This window comes from Massilia sp. METH4, assembly GCF_037094685.1.
In the GTDB taxonomy this organism is placed as follows: domain Bacteria; phylum Pseudomonadota; class Gammaproteobacteria; order Burkholderiales; family Burkholderiaceae_D; genus Rugamonas.
The window spans coordinates 3,274,516-3,291,764 of sequence record NZ_CP146614.1; the positions used below are offsets into that span (position 1 = coordinate 3,274,516).

Consider the following 17,249-nt stretch of genomic DNA (forward strand, 5'->3'; position numbering starts at 1 on the left):
GGGCACCGGCCGTTTTTACTTGGGGCACGCTCAGGCCAGGCGCGGCCGATCCGTGTAGAAGCCTTCCTGGACGGCAGGCGCCGCGGCCCTGCCGGCACTGACGCGGCCGGAGTAGGCGGTTTCGGTGCCCGCGCGGCCGGAGTACGCGATCCGGCCGGAATAGGCAGTGTCGCTGCCGGCGCGGCCCGAGTATGCCGTGCTGGCGTTCACGTTCGCATCGCTGATACGGCCCGAGTATGCGGTTTTCGCCGCGATCGTCGGCTCGCTGACCCGGCCGGAATAGGCAACGCGCCCCGAGTAAGCAGTATCGGCGCTGATCCGGCCGGAATATGCGGTTTCGGCGCTGACGCGGCCGGAGTACGCGGTATCGGCGCTGATGCGGCCGGAATATGCGATTTCGGTATTGATTCGGCCCGAATAGGCCGTCTGGTTGCTCACGCGGCCCGAGTAGGCGGCATCGGCGCTGATCCGGCCGGAATAGGCCGGCTCGGCGTTGCGCAGGTAGGGCTCGCCGAAGGTTTCCTCGTACAGTTCCTTCATGCGGTCGCCCACGCGGCGGTGCGCTTCCTCGTCATCCTCGCCACGCAGGCCGATGTACGGGAAGTGGTGCAGGAAGTAGCCGAACACCTTTTCGCAATCGACCGCGTATTTCATCGTGTCCAGGATGTGGTAGTGCCAGAACGTGTCCACATCCATCAGCGGCGCGGTCTGCTCCTTCGGGAACATCTTCATCAGGTACAGGAAACGGCGGTACTCGAACTCGACGGCGTTGACCTTCTCCAGCGACCAGCCTTCGCCGGATTCCGCGTGCATCAGTTTGACCTTGATGGGTTCCAGGTCGAGTTCTGCAATCGGTTGGAAGTGTTCGGAAGAAAACATATAAATCCTCTCTGTGGTTGCTGGCGCCATCCGGGATCCGTAGGAATGCCATAACTGAATTATTGTTGATGCAACTCAACATCAACCGATCCAGTATAGATTGTTGCTGGTCAACTGCAAGGGACTGCTTTCAATCGTGCGCGGATGTCAGAGGGGAGGCGCGGAACCGCTGTTGCGGTTCCGCGACAGGAACGTCAGTTCGCCGCCTGGGTCAACCGGGGGCGTTGCGTGTAGAACTGGTCAACCGTCGAGCGTGCGGACCAGGCCGCCTTTGGCGCCGCTGAAGCCGCCGGGGCGGCGTTGCGGGCCGGCGATGCGGACCAGGCCACCGTTGTCGCGATCGCGCCGTCCGCCGCCTGCCGTGCCGGCGAGGCGGACCATGCGGTGGCTGGCGCTTGCTGGTTGGTCAATGCCTGGCGCGTTGGCGAGGCGGACCATGCGGTGGCTGGCGCTTGCTGACTGTCCGATGCGTGGCGCGTTGGCGAGGCGGACCACGCGGTGGCTGGCGCTTGCTGGCTGTCCGATGCCTGGCGCGCCGGCGAGGCGGACCATGCCGTGGTCGCGCGTGCGGACCATGCCGTCTTGCCTGCCAGCGATTGCGGCGCGCGGCCCGACCAGGCGGTGTTGACGGCGACGGATTCCGGGGCGCGCGCAGACCAGGCAGCCTGTGCCGGGGCGCGGGCCGACCATGCGGTGGCCGCCGGGCTTTCGGTGGCGCGGGCGGACCACGCGGTGGCGCCGGCGCGGATGTAATCCTCGCCGAACGTTTCCTCGTACAGTTCCTTCATGCGCTCGCCCATCAGGTGGTGCGCTGCCTCGTCCGCCTCGCCACGCAGGCCCACGTACGGGAAATGGTGCAGGAAGTAGCCGAACACCTCATCGCAGTCGGCCGCGTACTTCATCGTGTCCAGGATGTGGTAATGCCAGAACGTGTCCACATCCATCAGCGGCGCGGCTTGCTCTTCGGGATATTTCTTCATCAGGTACAGGAAGCGGCGATATTCCTTTTCCACCGCGTTGGCACGCTCCAGGCTCCACCCCTCGCCCGATTCCTCGTGCATCAGCTTGACCTTGATTGGCTCGAGGTCCAGTGCTTCGATGGCTGCGTAATCGCTCTGCGTCATGTTCGTCTCCCTTCAGTTGAGGTGGATCAATAGAATTCCAATGCAAGGCCCTATTGTTGTCCTTGCTTAAAATCCACTATTGATCTTCATCAAACTATAGGGAGCTTCTATTACGCTAGTTGCTGTACCGACAGAAGACTTTAATTGGCGAATTCACCCACCGTCGGTTGGGTGGCGCGCCAGGCTACCGGCACGGTCACGGTGACCGTGGTTCCGCCGTGGGGGCGGCTGACGATCGAGCAATCGCCGCCAAGCAGGCTCATGCGCTCCTCGATGCCGACCAGGCCAAAGGAGCCGTTCTTGTTGCGGCTGCCGTCGTGCAAGCCGATGCCATTGTCGGCGATGATCATCCGCAGCGTGCCGCCGAGCTGGCGCAGTTCGACCCGCACATGGGTGGCGCGGGCGTGCTGCTGGATATTGCTGAGCGATTCCTGCAGCACGCGGAACAGCGCCACCGCGCAGCGGTCGTCCACGTCCGGCGTGCCGTCCGGGTCGAGAACGTCGCACTCGATGCCCGAGCGCTTGCGGAACTGCGTGATCTGCCATTCCACCGCCGCCGACAGCCCCAGGTCGAGCACGTTCGGCCGCAGGTCGTTGATGATGTTGCGCACGCTGCGGATCGTTTCGTCGATCTGCTTCAAGGTTGCCGTGGCGCGCGCGTGCAGGCGCGGGTGGCGTTGCGCGGTGCGGCTGGCGAGGATATCGGCCTCGATGCGCAGGGCCAGCAGGTTCTGCCCGAGGTCGTCGTGGATTTCGCGGGCGATGCGCTTGCGTTCCTCTTCCTTGATCTGCTCGGCGTGCGCGGCCAGCCGGCGCAGCCGCTGGTGCGACAGTTGCAGCTTGGCCTGGCTGTCGCGCAATTCCCGCGTCATGTCGCGGGCCATCTGCAGTGCGCGGCGGCGCGACGAGACCTGCGCATGGAACAGGGCATACATCAGCAGCGTGCTGACGAAACCGACCAGCGCGGCCAGCCACGGCAGGTAGACATCGAACGTGGAGAACAGGGCAGCGCGCGGTGCATCGAAGTAGGCTTGCCATAGCCGGCCATTGAAGTTCAGGGGCAGGCTCAGTTGCACATGGTCGTCCGGCGGGGCCTGCCCGGCGGCTGATTCGATGCTGTCGAACAGCAGGTGACCATTCGGCTGCCTGCTGTTCGGCGGCGTGCCGGCAACCGTGCTGTACAGCCGCACGCGAATTTCGCGCACTGGCGTGTCGACCATGGCCGCTTCCACCAGGCGCGGCACGGAAAAGCCGATGCCGACCGAGCCCACGTAGGCGGCACGGCGGTCCGCCACCGTGTCGAGCGGCATGTCGGCACGGTAGACCGGCAGCCGCAGCGGCATGCCGAATTGCGTGGGGGCCTCGGGCAACTGTACCGGCACGCCGGAACTCGACAGTGCGCCCGTGTCGCGCGCATGTTCGAGTGCCAGTGCCCCGGCCGGCCGGGCCGACAGGTCATAGCCGAATTTCATTTTGCCGCCGTACATGGGTTCGAGCAGCGTGATCACCGTGTAGTAGGGCCGCCTGCCGGGTGGTGAAATGGCGAATTCCGGATAGCCGAGCTCGCGCAGCGCCGCGCTGCGCATCTGTGTCTCGAACGCGGCGCGGCGCTCATCGGGCACATACTGGGCGAAGTTGATCGTGGCGATCGAAGGGAAGTTGTGCGGAATGTCCAGGCCCCGCACATAGCGATGGAAACCCTGTGGCGACATCTCTTCGCTGGCCTGGAAGTGGCTCGCCGTGCCGCGCAGCACGTCGGTACAAGCCTTGATGCCGCCGGCGATGTTGTACTGGATGCTGCGGGCCTGGTTGCGGAACCGCTCCAGCGCCTCGCTTTCCAGCGAATTGGACATCCACGCATAGAAGCCGGCACCCACCAGCATCGACAGCAGGACGCCGCTCCACCAGGAAGGTTTAGCTTCGTGCATTTTTCCTGACAGAGGTGGATTCATGGACGGCACGCTGGGAGAGCTTGGTTCGTGGTCAAAATATAGGCAGTCGGTGTGAGCTGCGTCAAGAACAAAGCGACTACCGGACGTTAACCGTTGCGGTAGGCGCAGCCCTGGCCCCGCTGTCGTGGACATCCGTCAGCATCGGGGCGTACCCGGTCTGACCATGAATCATTGCTGCGCACCGGGAGCGCCCCGTGTCACAGTGAAGAAAAGCCGCCTCGCGGGCGGCTTTCCGAGCGGGGAATTACTTCGCGCTGCCCCAGCTGTCTTTCAGCGTCACGATGCGGTTGAACACGGGCTTGCCCGGTGTCGAATCGACCCGGTCGGCCACGAAATAGCCGTGGCGCTCGAACTGGAAACGCTGCTCCGGCTCGGCATTCTTCAGGCCCGGTTCCAGGTAAGCCGTCACCACTTCCTTTGACTTCGGATTCAGGAATTCCTTGAAGTCCTTTCCGCCGGCATCCGGTTGCGGGTCGGTGAACAGGCGGTCGTACAGGCGCACTTCCGCTTCCAGCGCGGCGCTGGCGCTGACCCAGTGGATATTGCCTTTCACCTTGTAGTTATTGGCGCCGTCCGTGCCCGATTTGCTGTCCGGGAAGTAGTTGACGTGCACGGCGGTGACCTTGCCGTTCTCGTCCTTGTCGTAGCCGGTGCACTCGGCCACGAAGCCATACTTCAGGCGCACGCGCGCGCCCGGCTGGTCGCCGATCGGCGGGTAGAAGCGGAAGTAGCCCTTCGTGGGTTCTTCCATGAAATCTTCTTCCTCGATCCACAGTTCGCGCGTGAACGGGAACGTGCGGTTGCCCCATTCCGGGTGGTGCGGGTGGACCGGCGAGCTGCATTCCACGCTGTCGTTGGCGTCGAAATTGTCGACGATCAGTTTCAACGGCTTCAGCACGGCGATGGCGCGCGGCGCCTTCGGGTCCAGGTCTTCGCGCACCGCGCCTTCCAGCACGCCGAAGTCGATCCAGCCGTCCGACTTCGTCACGCCGGTACGCTCGGCCATCAGCTGGATGCCCTCCGGCGTAAAGCCGCGGCGGCGCATGCCCACCAGGGTGGACAGGCGCGGGTCGTCCCAGCCGTCGACGATGCCTTCCTCGACCAGCTGGCGCAGCTTGCGCTTGGACGTGACGATGTAGGTGAGGTTCAGGCGCGAGAATTCATACTGCTTCGGCAGGGGCTTCTTGAAGAAGCCGCCTTCGGCCAGCGTTTCCAGCAGCCAGTCGTAGAACGGGCGGTGGTCCTGGAATTCCAGCGTGCACACGGAGTGCGTGATGTTCTCCAGCGCGTCCGAGATCGGGTGCGTGTAGTCGTACATCGGGTAGATGCACCACTTGTCTCCGGTGCGGTGGTGATGCGCGTGGCGGATGCGGTAGATCGCCGGGTCGCGCAGGTTCATGTTCGGCGACGCCATGGCGTCTTCGCTGATCTTGGCACGCAGGATGTGCTCGCCATCGGCGTACTTGCCGGCCTTCATGTCGCGGAACAGTTGCAGCGATTCCTCCGCGGGGCGGTTGCGGAACGGCGAATTCACGCCCGGCGTATTGAAATTACCCCGGTTGGCCGCCATGTCCTCCGCGCTCTGGCTATCGACATAGGCGTAGCCGGCCTTGATGAGGTACTCGGCCATCTCGTACAGCTTGTCGAAGTAGTCGCTGGCATAGTGCAGGTAGGCTTCGCCGCCGGCCGGATCCTGGTTTTCCCAGGAAAAGCCCAGCCACTTCACGCTGTCCATGATCGAATCCACGTATTCCTGCTCTTCCTTGGCAGGGTTGGTGTCGTCGAAGCGCAGGTGGCAGCGGCCGTTGTAGTCGCGCGCCAGGCCGAAATTCAGGCAGATGGACTTGGCGTGGCCGATGTGCAGGTAGCCGTTCGGCTCCGGCGGGAAGCGGGTGATGACGGAGGGCAGCCCGTCGCGCTGGTGCGCGCCGGTGGCCAGGTCGTGTTCGACGATGTTACGAAGGAAATTCGGTGCTGGGGCCGCAGTGGCCGTCTTTTTGTCGTTGCTCATGTACGCAGGCAAGGATTAGGGTCGATTGACGGCCATTTTACCGTACGCCGCCTTGTGTCGCGGGACGGCCTGCCGTTTTCTATAGGATAATTCCCCCTTACGCCCACGTTTTTCGGACAAGAGTTACCACATGGATAATTTATACAATGTGCTCGGCGTGGCCCCCAACGCGACCGAGGACGAGATCAAGAAGGTCTACCGTTCGCTGGCGATGCGCTTCCACCCGGACCGCAATCCCGAGCCGGGCGCCGACGCGCGCTTCAAGGCCATCGTCAAGGCTTACGAGGTGTTGTCCGACCCCGTCAAGCGGGAGGAATACAACCAGAGCCTGAACCACCGGATCATCATCGATCCGGAAGCGGAAGCCTATCAATTGTGGCGTTCCGTTTTCAGCCTGCATGGCGTCACCATTCCGGCCGCGTAACCGTATTTACAGTAAAGAGTTTGCAATGAGAAGAGTACATCCCGAGTTCGCCTTCCAGGCGCGCGAGCTGGCCGAGCAGATCGAGGGCATCCTCGGCGACCCGCCGGACCGCAAGAATTACCAGGCGATGACGAAGGCCCTGGTGTCCGAGTACGCCAAGGGCGGCGGCATCGAGGACCTGAACATGATGGCGTTCGCCCTGGTGGACGTGATCGACATCGCCGACCCCAAGGCCCTGCTGGCCGATGCCGAGGACTTCGAGTTCGGCGATCCGGCGCGCGTGTTCGGCGCCGTGTCGTGCCCGGCCGGCGAAGCGGCGAAGATGCTCGAGGCGATCGAGGAAAACCATCCCGACCTGGGCCGCCAGGCCATCGTCACGGCCTTCCTGCACAAGCACCCGCGCATGTGGGACGACGACGACACCTCGCTCGACCAGCTGGCCGAAGGCGACGAAGGCGACGACGATGACGACGAGTACGGCCGCGGCGACGGCGCCAGCGAGGAATTCACCCAGATCTTTGACCAGGAAGGAGAGCGCTAATGGCTGATGAAATGGCTGACAAGAAGTCGAATCTGCCCGCGATCAGCAAGCAGGTGACGGAACTGGTGCTGGCCGGTTCGCTCTCGCACGCCGAGCAGGCGTTCGCCGAGGCGGCCGAAGAGCATGGCGACTATGCCGTGGCCGAGGTGCTGCAGAACATTCCGCCGCACGTGACGGCACTGCACATGGCCGGCTTCGACGGCGGCAAGATGTCGCTGGCGACCCTGCTGGTGCCGCCGAAGGCCTGGGCCGACAGCCTGGCCTATATCGCCGCCACCTGGAACGAGGACATGATCGAGGACGACCCCGAGCGCATCGCCGAGTCGCTGTTCTCGCATATCCACGGCGTGGTGTTCGGTACCGAGGATGAAGACCGTCGCCGCGAACTGCTGATCGAGGCTTCCGCCAGTGACCATGGCGCCACCGCATTCGCCATCGTGTTCTCGCTGGCGCCAAAGGAAATGCTGGAAGTGGCTGGCGAAGTGATCTCGAAGGGTTCCTACATCACGGCGCAATCGTCGTCCGACAGCGATATCGTGCCGCTGGCCGTGGCGCTGGCGCAGGCCAGCGAGGATGGCTGGGACCGCGCGCTGTTCGAGCTGTTCCCCGAGTTCCGCCACAGCGCCGACCTGGCCGATGCCGAGTATTCGGACGATCCCGACGAGGAAGAACCGGCCGTGCTGCAGCGTTCCACGAAGGAGTTGCTGTACCGGCTGCGCAAGCAGGTGCCGAGCACCCGTACCACGTCGCCGCGCGGCGGCCGCCGTACCATGGGCACGGGGATCTTCAGCTGATGCTGCCGGCACTCGTACGCGAAAACCTGCCGAGACTGACGCGCGCGATCAAGCTGCTGCCGGGCGATACCCGCCCGGACGCGGCCGTGATCCTGGCCGACGAACTGGCCGGCATCACGGCGATGGTTGCCGAGAAGTTCACCAACAACCGCACTTCCGAAGGCATCCAGAAGGCCGTCAACCTCACGGTGGGCGGCGTGTCGCTGGGCCTGGAACAGCTGCTGACGGTGGACAGCGACGCGGCCGCGCTGGACTTCCTGATCGATAACGGTGCCGAGGCGGCGTTCCAGGCGGGCTTTCGCCAGCTGAAGGACCTCGTCGCGATGCCGGAAGACACGCTGGTGGGCGAATACGACCAGGACCCGGTGTACGCGCAGCGGCGCCTGCGCGACGTCTTCTTCGACATCTGCCTGACCGACCCGAACGCGAACTGGGATGGCCCGGCGCGCTACCAGGAACAGTTCAAGCAGCGGCAGGAGGCGCAGGCCGTGGTGCGCTTCGCGCAGTGGCTGCGGCGGCACAACAGCGAAGGGCAGGTCAAGGACGTGGACCTGAACGCGGAGGGCGTGATCGCGCTGGCGATCATCTTCGCCGCCGAAGGGACGGGGCGCATCGTCGCCCGCACGGGCCAGAAGGAGTTCGAGCGCTTCGTGAAGGCCGTGCGCGCCAACAAGCCCGACTTCGAGGCGGGCTGGGCGCAGCTGGTCGCCGCCGTGCCGGCGCAGCACCACCCGGTGCTGCTGAACCGCATCGACAGCTACCGCAAGGGCTGCACGGTGCTGCAACACATCCCCGGCCGCACGGCGATGAAGACGCTCTTTGCCGAGCTGGAGAATTACGCCGGCTCGGAGCTGGATGCGGATTACGACTGACACGCCGTGATTGCGCCAGCCGGGCTTGCCGCAATCCCCGCGCAACTGATGCAGTCGCTCGAAGCGCTGCATCGGCTGGAACCCAACCGCTTCCTGGCCATGGTGCGCAAGGCCGGCACGCCGGCCGAGTGGTACGACGCCGTGCTGGCCCTGCGCTACGCCGCCAATTCCAGGGAGCTCAGGGATACCGGGGATGACCGGGTGCACCAGCTGTGCGAGGACATCCTGCGGCAGGTGCGCCACATCGATGACATCTTTCGGATGACGCTGGTTCCCGCATCGGCCCGGCAGCGGCGCGACTGGGACCTGTCCGTGGCGCGCGATCCGCTGGCGAAGTATGCGTTCCGGGACGGCGGCACGCTGGAAATCAGCCTGCTCGACTCGTCGCTCGCCGGCTCGACACTGCACGTGCAACGCGTGTGGGATCACGTCTGCAACTTCGGCGGCTCCTGGACCGGCTTTTACATCACCCTCGACCCCACGCAAGCCGCCGACTGGCAAGCCCGCCGCACCCGGCTGCACAACCTGGAACACGCCATCGAAACCCGGTGACAGGCACCCGGTTCTTGGAAACATTTCTCGAGAACCGGTGACAGGCACCCGGTTTTTGGAAACATTTCTCAGGGGCCGGTGCCTGTCACCGAATTTTCGGCAATTATTCCTCGGCGGCGGTTCTTGCGAGGGCGATGAACGCTTCGGCCAGCGGGCTGCTGCCTTCGCTGCGCCGGGCGAGCATCAGCGCGGTGGTTGCCTGCGGGTCGGCCAGCGGGCGGTACACGACGCCTTCCATGTGGATGCCCTCGAATGAGCTCGGCAGCACCGAGATGCCGCAGCCGGCCGCGACCAGGCCGATGATGGTGGAGGCTTCGCCCGCTTCCATGGCGATCTGCGGGGTGAAACCGGCGGCGCGGCACATGCGGAACAGTTGCGGGTGGATGCCCGTGCCGGCGTCCTTCGGGAAGATCACGAACGGCAAGCCTTCCAGGTCTTTCACCGTGATGGTCTCCATCGCCGCGATCGGCCAGTCCGCCGGCAGCACGAGGCGCAGCGGGTCGTGGCGCAAGGTCGTGAGGGTGATGGTTTCCGGGATCGCCACGCTGACGGTGCGCACGAAACCCAGGTCCAGCTCGCGCGCTTCCAGTTTCTCCAGCTGGTGCAGGGTCGCCATTTCATGGAACGTCAGCAATACACCCGGGTACTGCTGGCGGTAGCGCCGCACCACGGTGGCGAACAGCGACGTGAAGGGCGTGGAGAACGTGAACCCGACGCGCAATTCGCCGGCCTCGCCCCGCTGGGCGCGCCGCGCGGTTTCCTTGGCCTGTTCGGACAGCGCCAGCACGCGCCGCGCATCGGCCAGGAACAGCTTGCCCGCCTCCGTGAGCCGCACCCAGCGCTTGCTGCGCTCGAACAGCCGCGCGCCCACCTCGTGCTCCAGAGCCTGGATCTGCTGCGAGAGCGGCGGCTGGCCGATGTGCAGCCGCTCGGCCGCGCGCGTGAAGCTCAACTCCTCGGCCACGGCGACGAAATAACGCAGGTGACGCAGTTCCATGTTATCGCTTAAAAATATTAATGACGACTCAAATATATATTGGACAGTAATACCGGGCAATCCTACCATCGGCCCATCGTCGTTGAAAGTGAGCCGCCATGGAGCGCATTTCCCCCGCCAGCCCCGCCTTCAAGCGCACCAACCGCGCGCTGTTCTTCGGGGGCTTTTCCTGTTTCGCCCTGCTGTACTGCGTGCAGCCGCTGATGCCCCTGCTGGCGCACCAGTTCGCATTGACACCGGCGCAGAGCAGCCTGTCGCTGTCGGTCTCGACAGGGGCGCTGGCGGTGTCGCTGCTGCTGTCGTCGATCGTCTCCGACCGCATGGGCCGCAAGGGCCTGATGGTCGCGGCGCTGTTCCTGGCCGCCGTGATGACGCTCGTCTGCGCGCTGGCGCACAATTACCCGCAGCTGCTGGCGGCGCGGGCGCTGCTGGGTTTCGGCCTGGGCGGCATGCCGGCCATCGCCATGGCTTACCTGAGCGAGGAAATCGAGCCGGAATCGCTGGGCCTGTCGATGGGCCTGTACATCAGCGGCAGCGCGTTCGGCGGCATGCTGGGGCGCGTCGTCACGTCCACGCTCTCCGACATGTTCAGCTGGCGGATCGCGATGGCGGCGATGGGCGTTGCCGGGCTGTACGCGGCATGGGAATTCTGGCGCAGCCTGCCGGCATCGCGCAATTTCCGGCCGGCGCAGGGCGGCCTGGCCGGCATGGCGGCCGGCTTGCGCCGCCACTTCGCCGACGACGGGCTGCCATGGCTGTTCGTGCTGGCCTTCCTGCTGATGGGCTGCTTCGTCAGCGCCTATAACTTCATCGGCTTCCGGCTGCTGGACGAGCCGTTCTCGCTGCGCCAGGGCATCGTGGGCGGCATTTCCTTCCTGTACCTGCTGGGCATCTACAGTTCCGTGTGGGCCGGGCGGTTGGCCGACCGGCTGGGGCGCCGCAAGGTGCTGTGGGCCACCATGTCGGCGATGCTGGCCGGCCTGCTGCTCACGCTGGCGAACAACCTGGTGGCGATCGTGGCTGGCATGGCACTGTTCACGTTCGCGTTCTTCGCCTCGCATTCGATGGCGAGCAGCTGGGTGGGCCGGCGAGCGCGGACGCCGCAGGCACTGGCCTCGGCGCTGTACCTGTTCTTCTATTACCTGGGATCGAGCGTGGCGGGCTGGCTGTGCGGCCTGCTGTGGGCGCACGGCGGCTGGCCGGGCGTCGTGGCCCTGCTGGCGACGCTGCTGGCGGCGGGACTGCTGATCGCCTTGCGCCTGCGCCGTCTGGCCCCGCTGGCCTCGCCCCTGGAGGCGCAGCCGGCATGACGCCGAACGTTGAGCCTCCTCAAGGATAAGGCAGGCTCAGGCAACCTTCCGCCCGCATCCCCCTCCAAGCATCAGCGGGGCAAGCACTGCCGCATCCAATGCGACCAACCACGGAGGGGAATCATGGAGGGGAATATGGGAGAACAGGAAATCAGAAGCCGCCTCAACAGCATTAGGCTCGCCGTTGCCCAGGCCGCCCAGGCGCTGTCCGCAGAGCGCGTGCTGCCGGGCGAACTGCGCGATTACATCCAGAAGCTGGACCGGCAATCGGACCGCATCACGGAAATCCTGGCGCTGCGCGATCCCGCGCGTATCGCCCGGCTGATCGACGACATGGAACTCCTGGGCGCGCGCGCGCTGCGCGTATGCAGCAGCGGCCTGCCACTGTCGGGCCAGATGAAATCGGCGGTCAACAATATGCACAGCGAATTGGTCGAGTTCAAGCAACACCTGCACTGAGTTGGGGCGACGGCGCCGGGGCCCGCTGTGTGTCTTCCACGGGCCAGCGCCGCGGCCAACCCCGAGCCGCGACCGCAACCGGCGCCTTACAGGGCCGCTTCGAACGTGAAGCGGCCTTTTTTTGCCCGTTTTTCGGTGCCAGGGGCTGCCGCATGGTAGTGTGCACCCATGTGGCCCTATCCAACCATGATCGCGCACCGCGGCGGCGGCACGACCGCCCCGGAAAACACCATCGCCGCGCTGGACGCCGGCCTGCGTCACGGCTACCGCGCCGTCGAGTTCGACGTGATGCTGTCGCGCGACGGCATCGGCGTCGTCATGCACGACCCCGACTTCGGCCGCACGGTACCGGGCCCCGGCACCGTGGCCGGCCTGGACGCCGCCGATATTGCCAGGCTCGACGCCGGCAGCTGGTTCGGCCCGGAGTACGCGGGCGAGCCCGTGCCGCTGTTCGTGCCGTTCGCCGAGTACTGCAAGGCCCACGGTATCTGGATGAACGTGGAAATCAAGCCGGCGCCCGGCCACGACGAAGCCACCGGCCGCCACGTGGCCGACACCGTGCGCCAGCTGTTCCCGCAGGAGAGCGACGCGGCGCGGCTGCCGCTGCTGTCGTCGTTCAGCGCCACCGCGCTGCGTGCCGCCCGCGCGGCCGCGCCGGAACTGCCGCGCGCGATCGCCTTCGAAGGCTTGCCGGCCGACTGGGAAGGGCAGGCGCGCGAGCTGGGCGTGCTGTCGGTGCACGTCGACCACAGGCAACTGGCGCCCGGGCAGGCGCGGGCCGTGAAATCGGCCGGCTTCGGCCTGTTCTGCTACACCGTCAACGACCCGGAACGCGCGCGCACCCTGCTGGGGTGGGGCGTCGACGCGATCTGCACCGACCGGATCGACCTGATTTCGGCCGATTTCCGCTGAAACTGCCGAATCCGGCGGCCATCCTGCCGGAAATACATTCACGTATAATCAGCGTTTCGCATACAGCCAGGGCGCGCGCGCCCGCCTTCAGCCTGCATTTAGCCTATCGACATGAAATCAACCGAAATCCGCGAGAAGTTCCTCAAATTCTTCGAGTCCAAGGGTCACACGATCGTCCGTTCCAGCCCGCTAGTACCGGGCAACGATCCGACCATGCTGCTGACGAACTCGGGCATGGTGCAGTTCAAGGACGTGTTCCTGGGCCTGGATACGCGCCCCTACTCGCGCGCCACCACCGTGCAGCGCTGCGTGCGCGCCGGCGGCAAGCACAACGACCTGGAAAACGTGGGCTACACGGCGCGCCACCACACGTTCTTCGAGATGCTGGGTAACTTCAGCTTCGGCGATTACTTCAAGCGCGACGCGATCGCCTATGCGTGGGAACTGCTGACCCGCGTGTACATGCTGCCGGCCGAGAAGCTGACCGTCACCGTCTACCAGGAAGACGACGAAGCCTACGACATCTGGGCGAACGAGATCGGCGTGCCGAAGGAGCGCATCATCCGCATCGGCGACAACAAGGGTGCCCGCTACGCGTCGGACAACTTCTGGCAGATGGCCGACACCGGCCCGTGCGGCCCGTGCACGGAGATCTTCTACGACCACGGCCCGGAAATCTGGGGCGGCCCCCCGGGTTCGGCCGAGGAAGACGGCGACCGCTTCATCGAGATCTGGAACCTGGTGTTCATGCAGTTCAACCGCGATGAAGCCGGCAACATGACGAAGCTGCCCAAGCCCTGCGTCGATACCGGCATGGGCATGGAACGCCTGGCCGCCGTGCTGCAGCACGTGCACAGCAATTACGAGATCGACCTGTTCCAGAACCTGATCAAGGCCGCCGCCCGCGAAACGCACACGGAAGACCTGGAAAGCAAGTCGCTGCGCGTGATCGCCGACCATATCCGCGCCGCCTCCTTCCTGATCGTCGACGGCATCATCCCGAGCTCGGAAGGCCACGGCTACGTCCTGCGCCGCATCATCCGCCGCGCGCTGCGCCACGGCCACAAGCTGGGGCAGACGAAACCGTTCTTCTACAAGCTGGCCGCCGACCTGGACAAGGAAATGGGCGCCGCCTATCCGGAACTGACCGAGAAGCTGGCCTATGTGCAGCAGGTGCTGAAGACGGAAGAAGAGCGCTTCGGCGAAACGCTGGAAAACGGCATGAAGATCCTGGAAGCGCAGCTGGTCAAGGACCCGCACAAGCTCGATGGCGCCACCGCGTTCACGCTGTACGACACCTACGGCTTCCCGCTGGACCTGACGGCCGACATCTGCCGCGAGCGCGGCGTGACGCTGGACGAGGAAGGCTTCGCCGCGGCGATGGAAAACCAGAAGCGCACCGCGCGCGCGGCCGGCAAGTTCAAGATGGCCGCCAACGTGGAATACACGGGCGCGAAGACGAGCTTCGTGGGCTACGAGCAACTGGTCTTCGATTCGACCGTGATCGCCCTGTATTCGAACGGCGCGCCGGTGCAGGAACTGAAGGCCGGCGAGGCCGGCATCGTGGTGCTGGACACCACGCCGTTCTACGCCGAATCCGGCGGCCAGGTGGGCGACCAGGGCATCATCCAGAGCACCAGCGCGAAATTCACGGTCGACGACACGCTGAAGATCCAGGCCGACGTGTTCGGCCAGCACGGCGTGCTGGAAAACGGCTCGCTGAAAGTGGGCGACAAAGTGTCCGCCCAGGTCGATACGGTGAAGCGCGCACGCACGATCCGCAACCACTCGGCCACGCACCTGATGCACAAGGCGCTGCGTGAAGTGCTGGGTTCGCACGTGCAGCAGAAAGGCTCGCTGGTCGATGCGGACAAGACCCGCTTCGACTTCAGCCACAATGCGCCGTTGACCGCCGAGCAGATCGCCAGGGTCGAAGCGCTCGTCAATGCCGAGATCCTGGAAAACCATCCGACCAAGGCGCAGCACATGTCGTTCGATGACGCCGTCAAGCATGGCGCGATGGCGCTGTTCGGCGAGAAGTACGGCGACGAAGTGCGCGTGCTGGACATCGGCTCGTCGAAGGAACTGTGCGGCGGCGTGCACGTGCAGCGCACCGGCGACATCGGCCTGTTCAAGATCGTTTCCGAAGGCGGCGTGGCGGCCGGTATTCGCCGCGTGGAAGCCGTGACGGGCGAGGGCGCGCTGGCGCTGGTGCAGGCGATGAACCGCCGCCTGAACGAGGCAGCCGCCGCGCTGAAGGCCACGCCGGAAGAACTGACCAGCCGCATCGGCCAGGTGCAGGACCAGGTGAAAGCGCTGGAGAAGGAATTGAACGCGCTGAAGTCGAAGCTGGCTTCCGGCCAGGGCGACGAACTGGCCACGAAGGCGATCGACATCAAGGGCATCAAGGTGCTGGCCGCCACGCTGGAAGGCGCCGACGTGACCGCGCTGCGTGAAACGATGGACAAGCTGAAGGACAAGCTGAAGACGGCGGCAATCGTGCTGGCATCGGTGAACGGCGACAAGGTCAGCCTGATCGCCGGCGTCACGGCCGATTCGATCGGCAAGGTGAAAGCCGGCGAGCTGGTGAACTTCGTTGCCCAGCAGGTGGGCGGCAAGGGCGGCGGCCGGCCGGACATGGCGCAGGCCGGCGGCACGAACCCGGCGGCACTGCCGGATGCCCTGGCAGGCGTGCAGGGCTGGGTCGAGCAACGCGTGTAAGCGCTTTTGCTTGCCGGACAGGGCGGCGCGAGCCGCCCTTTTTTTCTGCCACGTTCGCATAAAGAGCCCGCGCCGCGTCAACTGGACGCAATGCGCTGCCGTTATCGGTTGGATTGCCCGGTGACTGGAAGTCGACGGCAAGGTTGGTCCTGCCGGGCTTGCAATGCTCAACCTGGCGCAAGTTCGCGGACGTCGATGACGCAGTGCGGAAGAATCGGTTTTGGGTCTATACTGCGGTTTCTGGCCGTTGTCTCCAGCGGCCATTTACTTTTTTGAATCTCTCGTTGCAAAACTGCAACGACTCGCGAACTCTTTTGGTGCACCGCGTCAAGGCGCACTTTTTGGAGTAGACTGTCATGACTCAGCACAATATTTGGTGAGAATCTTGATGAGCGATACTTTACTCGATACCGAAATCATGGAATTTCATAAGGAAATCGATGCGCGCGGCCTGAACTGCCCGCTGCCGATCCTGAAGGCGAAGAAGGCACTGGCCGAACTGGAGAGCGGCCAGGTGTTGCGCATCGTGGCGACCGATCCCGGTTCCGTGCGCGACTTCCAGGCATTCGCCAAGCAGACCGGCAACCCGCTGTTGTCGCACGTCCAGCAGGGCGCCGAGTTTACGTTCCTGATGCAGCGTAAATAAGTCAGCCAACCACTCAAAACATCCCATCGCACCACAGGCGCCTTCATCGGCGAACAAGGGGACAGTTTCCTGGCAGCAGGACTGTCCCCTTGTTTTTTCCCACCCACCGTATTTTCCGCACCCGTCCAGCCGATTCCGCGAACAATCTTCTTTTTAGAGGCGGCCTTCTAACCTGAAATCGTACGGTCGTGCTTTAATTCCGTGCCGGCCTAGAAAAACTTTTATAATCTAGCCCATTTCACTCTCATTTTTTCCCAAAGGCATCCCATGAAAGTCCTGGTACCTGTCAAGCGCGTGGTCGACTACAACGTCAAGGTGCGCGTGAAGTCCGACGGCACTGGCGTCGATATCGCCAACGTCAAAATGTCGATGAACCCGTTCGACGAGATCGCCCTGGAAGAAGCCACGCGCCTGAAGGAAGCGGGCAAGGTGACCGAGATCGTGGCGGTGTCGGCCGGTGTGGCGCAGTGCCAGGAAACGCTGCGCACGGGCATGGCGATCGGCGCCGACCGCGGCGTGCTGATCGAGACCGGTGCCGAACTGGAGCCGCTGGCCGTGGCCAAGCTGCTCAAGGCGCTGGCCGACAAGGAGCAGCCGCAGCTGATCATCCTGGGCAAGCAGGCGATCGACGACGATTCGAACCAGACGGGCCAGATGCTGGCCGCGCTGCTGGGCTGGCCGCAAGCCACCTTCGCTTCGAAGGTCGTGCTGGAAGACGGCAAGGTCACCGTGACCCGTGAAGTGGACGGCGGCCTGGAAACCCTGTCGCTCACGCTGCCGGCGATCGTCACCACCGACCTGCGCCTGAACGAGCCGCGCTACGTGACGCTGCCGAACATCATGAAGGCGAAGAAGAAGCCGCTGGAAACGATCAAGCCGGAGGACCTGGGCGTGGACGTGACGCCGCGCCTGAAGACGCTGAAAGTGGCCGAGCCGGCCAAGCGCTCCGCCGGCGTGAAAGTGCCGGACGTTGCCACGCTGGTGTCGAAGCTGCGCACCGAAGCCAAAGTCATCTGAATAACTCGCGGCGCGTGAGGCACCGGGGCCTGCCGTAT

The 17,249-nt window shown here is 64.7% G+C and carries 16 protein-coding genes; 11 read left to right on the forward strand and 5 right to left on the reverse strand.

What is annotated here, in order from left to right; all coding sequences use genetic code 11:
- Positions 1-30 precede the first annotated feature (30 nt).
- From V6Z91_RS14385 to V6Z91_RS14400, 4 genes are all read right to left on the reverse strand, one after another.
- On the reverse strand, positions 31-879 hold the full coding sequence (locus V6Z91_RS14385) for a hypothetical protein (protein WP_338771409.1): 849 nt from the start codon (positions 877-879) through the stop codon (positions 31-33).
- Positions 880-1,073: 194 nt separating this feature from the next.
- Positions 1,074-2,003, reverse strand: a complete 930-nt coding sequence (locus V6Z91_RS14390; RefSeq protein WP_338771411.1) for a glycine-rich domain-containing protein-like — start codon at positions 2,001-2,003, stop codon at positions 1,074-1,076.
- Positions 2,004-2,143: 140 nt separating this feature from the next.
- Positions 2,144-3,931: a CHASE domain-containing protein gene (locus V6Z91_RS14395; protein WP_338771413.1), complete on the reverse strand. Its 1,788-nt coding sequence runs from the start codon at positions 3,929-3,931 to the stop codon at positions 2,144-2,146.
- A 268-nt stretch (positions 3,932-4,199) separates the two neighbouring features.
- A complete protein-coding gene (locus tag V6Z91_RS14400) occupies positions 4,200-5,966 on the reverse strand; it encodes a glutamine--tRNA ligase/YqeY domain fusion protein (protein WP_338771415.1) in 1,767 nt (588 codons plus the stop codon).
- A 130-nt stretch (positions 5,967-6,096) separates the two neighbouring features.
- Here V6Z91_RS14400 and V6Z91_RS14405 point away from each other — a divergent pair, with 130 nt between their 5' ends.
- From V6Z91_RS14405 to V6Z91_RS14425, 5 genes are read left to right on the forward strand one after another with little or no spacing between them, the layout of a single operon-like run.
- Positions 6,097-6,390: a DnaJ domain-containing protein gene (locus tag V6Z91_RS14405; RefSeq protein ID WP_338771417.1), complete on the forward strand. Its 294-nt coding sequence runs from the start codon at positions 6,097-6,099 to the stop codon at positions 6,388-6,390.
- Positions 6,391-6,415: 25 nt separating this feature from the next.
- The gene (locus tag V6Z91_RS14410) at positions 6,416-6,931 is read left to right on the forward strand and encodes a hypothetical protein (RefSeq protein ID WP_338771418.1); all 516 of its coding nucleotides are present in this window, start codon (positions 6,416-6,418) and stop codon (positions 6,929-6,931) included.
- Positions 6,931-7,725, forward strand: coding sequence for a hypothetical protein (locus tag V6Z91_RS14415; RefSeq protein WP_338771420.1), 795 nt, complete (start codon positions 6,931-6,933; stop codon positions 7,723-7,725). The genes V6Z91_RS14410 and V6Z91_RS14415 overlap by 1 nt, the downstream gene beginning before the upstream one ends.
- Complete coding sequence (locus V6Z91_RS14420; protein ID WP_338771422.1) at positions 7,725-8,597, forward strand: hypothetical protein; 873 nt, start codon at positions 7,725-7,727, stop codon at positions 8,595-8,597. The genes V6Z91_RS14415 and V6Z91_RS14420 overlap by 1 nt, the downstream gene beginning before the upstream one ends.
- 6 nt (positions 8,598-8,603) lie before the next feature.
- The gene (locus V6Z91_RS14425; RefSeq protein WP_338771425.1) at positions 8,604-9,149 is read left to right on the forward strand and encodes a hypothetical protein; all 546 of its coding nucleotides are present in this window, start codon (positions 8,604-8,606) and stop codon (positions 9,147-9,149) included.
- A gap of 103 nt (positions 9,150-9,252) precedes the next feature.
- Here the strand turns inward: V6Z91_RS14425 and V6Z91_RS14430 are convergent, their stop codons facing one another.
- On the reverse strand, positions 9,253-10,146 hold the full coding sequence (locus tag V6Z91_RS14430) for a LysR substrate-binding domain-containing protein (protein ID WP_338771428.1): 894 nt from the start codon (positions 10,144-10,146) through the stop codon (positions 9,253-9,255).
- A 98-nt stretch (positions 10,147-10,244) separates the two neighbouring features.
- On the opposite strand from V6Z91_RS14430, the gene V6Z91_RS14435 reads away from it, so the two are divergent.
- From V6Z91_RS14435 to V6Z91_RS14460, 6 genes are all read left to right on the forward strand, one after another.
- Positions 10,245-11,456 (forward strand): MFS transporter, encoded by a 1,212-nt coding sequence (locus tag V6Z91_RS14435; protein WP_338771431.1) that lies wholly within the window; start codon positions 10,245-10,247, stop codon positions 11,454-11,456.
- Between the two features lie 135 nt (positions 11,457-11,591).
- On the forward strand, positions 11,592-11,915 hold the full coding sequence (locus V6Z91_RS14440; RefSeq protein WP_338771434.1) for a hypothetical protein: 324 nt from the start codon (positions 11,592-11,594) through the stop codon (positions 11,913-11,915).
- A 168-nt stretch (positions 11,916-12,083) separates the two neighbouring features.
- Complete coding sequence (gene ugpQ, locus V6Z91_RS14445) at positions 12,084-12,827, forward strand: glycerophosphodiester phosphodiesterase (RefSeq protein WP_338771436.1); 744 nt, start codon at positions 12,084-12,086, stop codon at positions 12,825-12,827.
- 111 nt (positions 12,828-12,938) lie between these two features.
- Entirely contained in the window at positions 12,939-15,548 is a 2,610-nt protein-coding gene (gene alaS, locus V6Z91_RS14450; RefSeq protein ID WP_338771439.1) for an alanine--tRNA ligase, read from the forward strand.
- A 418-nt stretch (positions 15,549-15,966) separates the two neighbouring features.
- Positions 15,967-16,194: a sulfurtransferase TusA family protein gene (locus V6Z91_RS14455; protein ID WP_130190229.1), complete on the forward strand. Its 228-nt coding sequence runs from the start codon at positions 15,967-15,969 to the stop codon at positions 16,192-16,194.
- Positions 16,195-16,461: 267 nt separating this feature from the next.
- On the forward strand, positions 16,462-17,211 hold the full coding sequence (locus tag V6Z91_RS14460; protein WP_338771442.1) for an electron transfer flavoprotein subunit beta/FixA family protein: 750 nt from the start codon (positions 16,462-16,464) through the stop codon (positions 17,209-17,211).
- Positions 17,212-17,249: the final 38 nt, after the last annotated feature.

What these genes read in the sequence shown, in the direction of transcription:
- V6Z91_RS14385 (WP_338771409.1), bottom strand. Translation starts at nt 879, where the DNA reads ATGTTTTCTTCCGAACACTTCCAACCGATTGCAGAACTCGACCTGGAA.
- V6Z91_RS14390 (WP_338771411.1), bottom strand. Translation starts at nt 2,003, where the DNA reads ATGACGCAGAGCGATTACGCAGCCATCGAAGCACTGGACCTCGAGCCA.
- V6Z91_RS14395 (WP_338771413.1), bottom strand. Translation starts at nt 3,931, where the DNA reads ATGCACGAAGCTAAACCTTCCTGGTGGAGCGGCGTCCTGCTGTCGATG.
- V6Z91_RS14400 (WP_338771415.1), bottom strand. Translation starts at nt 5,966, where the DNA reads ATGAGCAACGACAAAAAGACGGCCACTGCGGCCCCAGCACCGAATTTC.
- V6Z91_RS14405 (WP_338771417.1), top strand. Translation starts at nt 6,097, where the DNA reads ATGGATAATTTATACAATGTGCTCGGCGTGGCCCCCAACGCGACCGAG.
- V6Z91_RS14410 (WP_338771418.1), top strand. Translation starts at nt 6,416, where the DNA reads ATGAGAAGAGTACATCCCGAGTTCGCCTTCCAGGCGCGCGAGCTGGCC.
- V6Z91_RS14415 (WP_338771420.1), top strand. Translation starts at nt 6,931, where the DNA reads ATGGCTGATGAAATGGCTGACAAGAAGTCGAATCTGCCCGCGATCAGC.
- V6Z91_RS14420 (WP_338771422.1), top strand. Translation starts at nt 7,725, where the DNA reads ATGCTGCCGGCACTCGTACGCGAAAACCTGCCGAGACTGACGCGCGCG.
- V6Z91_RS14430 (WP_338771428.1), bottom strand. Translation starts at nt 10,146, where the DNA reads ATGGAACTGCGTCACCTGCGTTATTTCGTCGCCGTGGCCGAGGAGTTG.
- V6Z91_RS14435 (WP_338771431.1), top strand. Translation starts at nt 10,245, where the DNA reads ATGGAGCGCATTTCCCCCGCCAGCCCCGCCTTCAAGCGCACCAACCGC.
- V6Z91_RS14440 (WP_338771434.1), top strand. Translation starts at nt 11,592, where the DNA reads ATGGGAGAACAGGAAATCAGAAGCCGCCTCAACAGCATTAGGCTCGCC.
- ugpQ (WP_338771436.1), top strand. Translation starts at nt 12,084, where the DNA reads ATGTGGCCCTATCCAACCATGATCGCGCACCGCGGCGGCGGCACGACC.
- alaS (WP_338771439.1), top strand. Translation starts at nt 12,939, where the DNA reads ATGAAATCAACCGAAATCCGCGAGAAGTTCCTCAAATTCTTCGAGTCC.
- V6Z91_RS14455 (WP_130190229.1), top strand. Translation starts at nt 15,967, where the DNA reads ATGGAATTTCATAAGGAAATCGATGCGCGCGGCCTGAACTGCCCGCTG.
- V6Z91_RS14460 (WP_338771442.1), top strand. Translation starts at nt 16,462, where the DNA reads ATGAAAGTCCTGGTACCTGTCAAGCGCGTGGTCGACTACAACGTCAAG.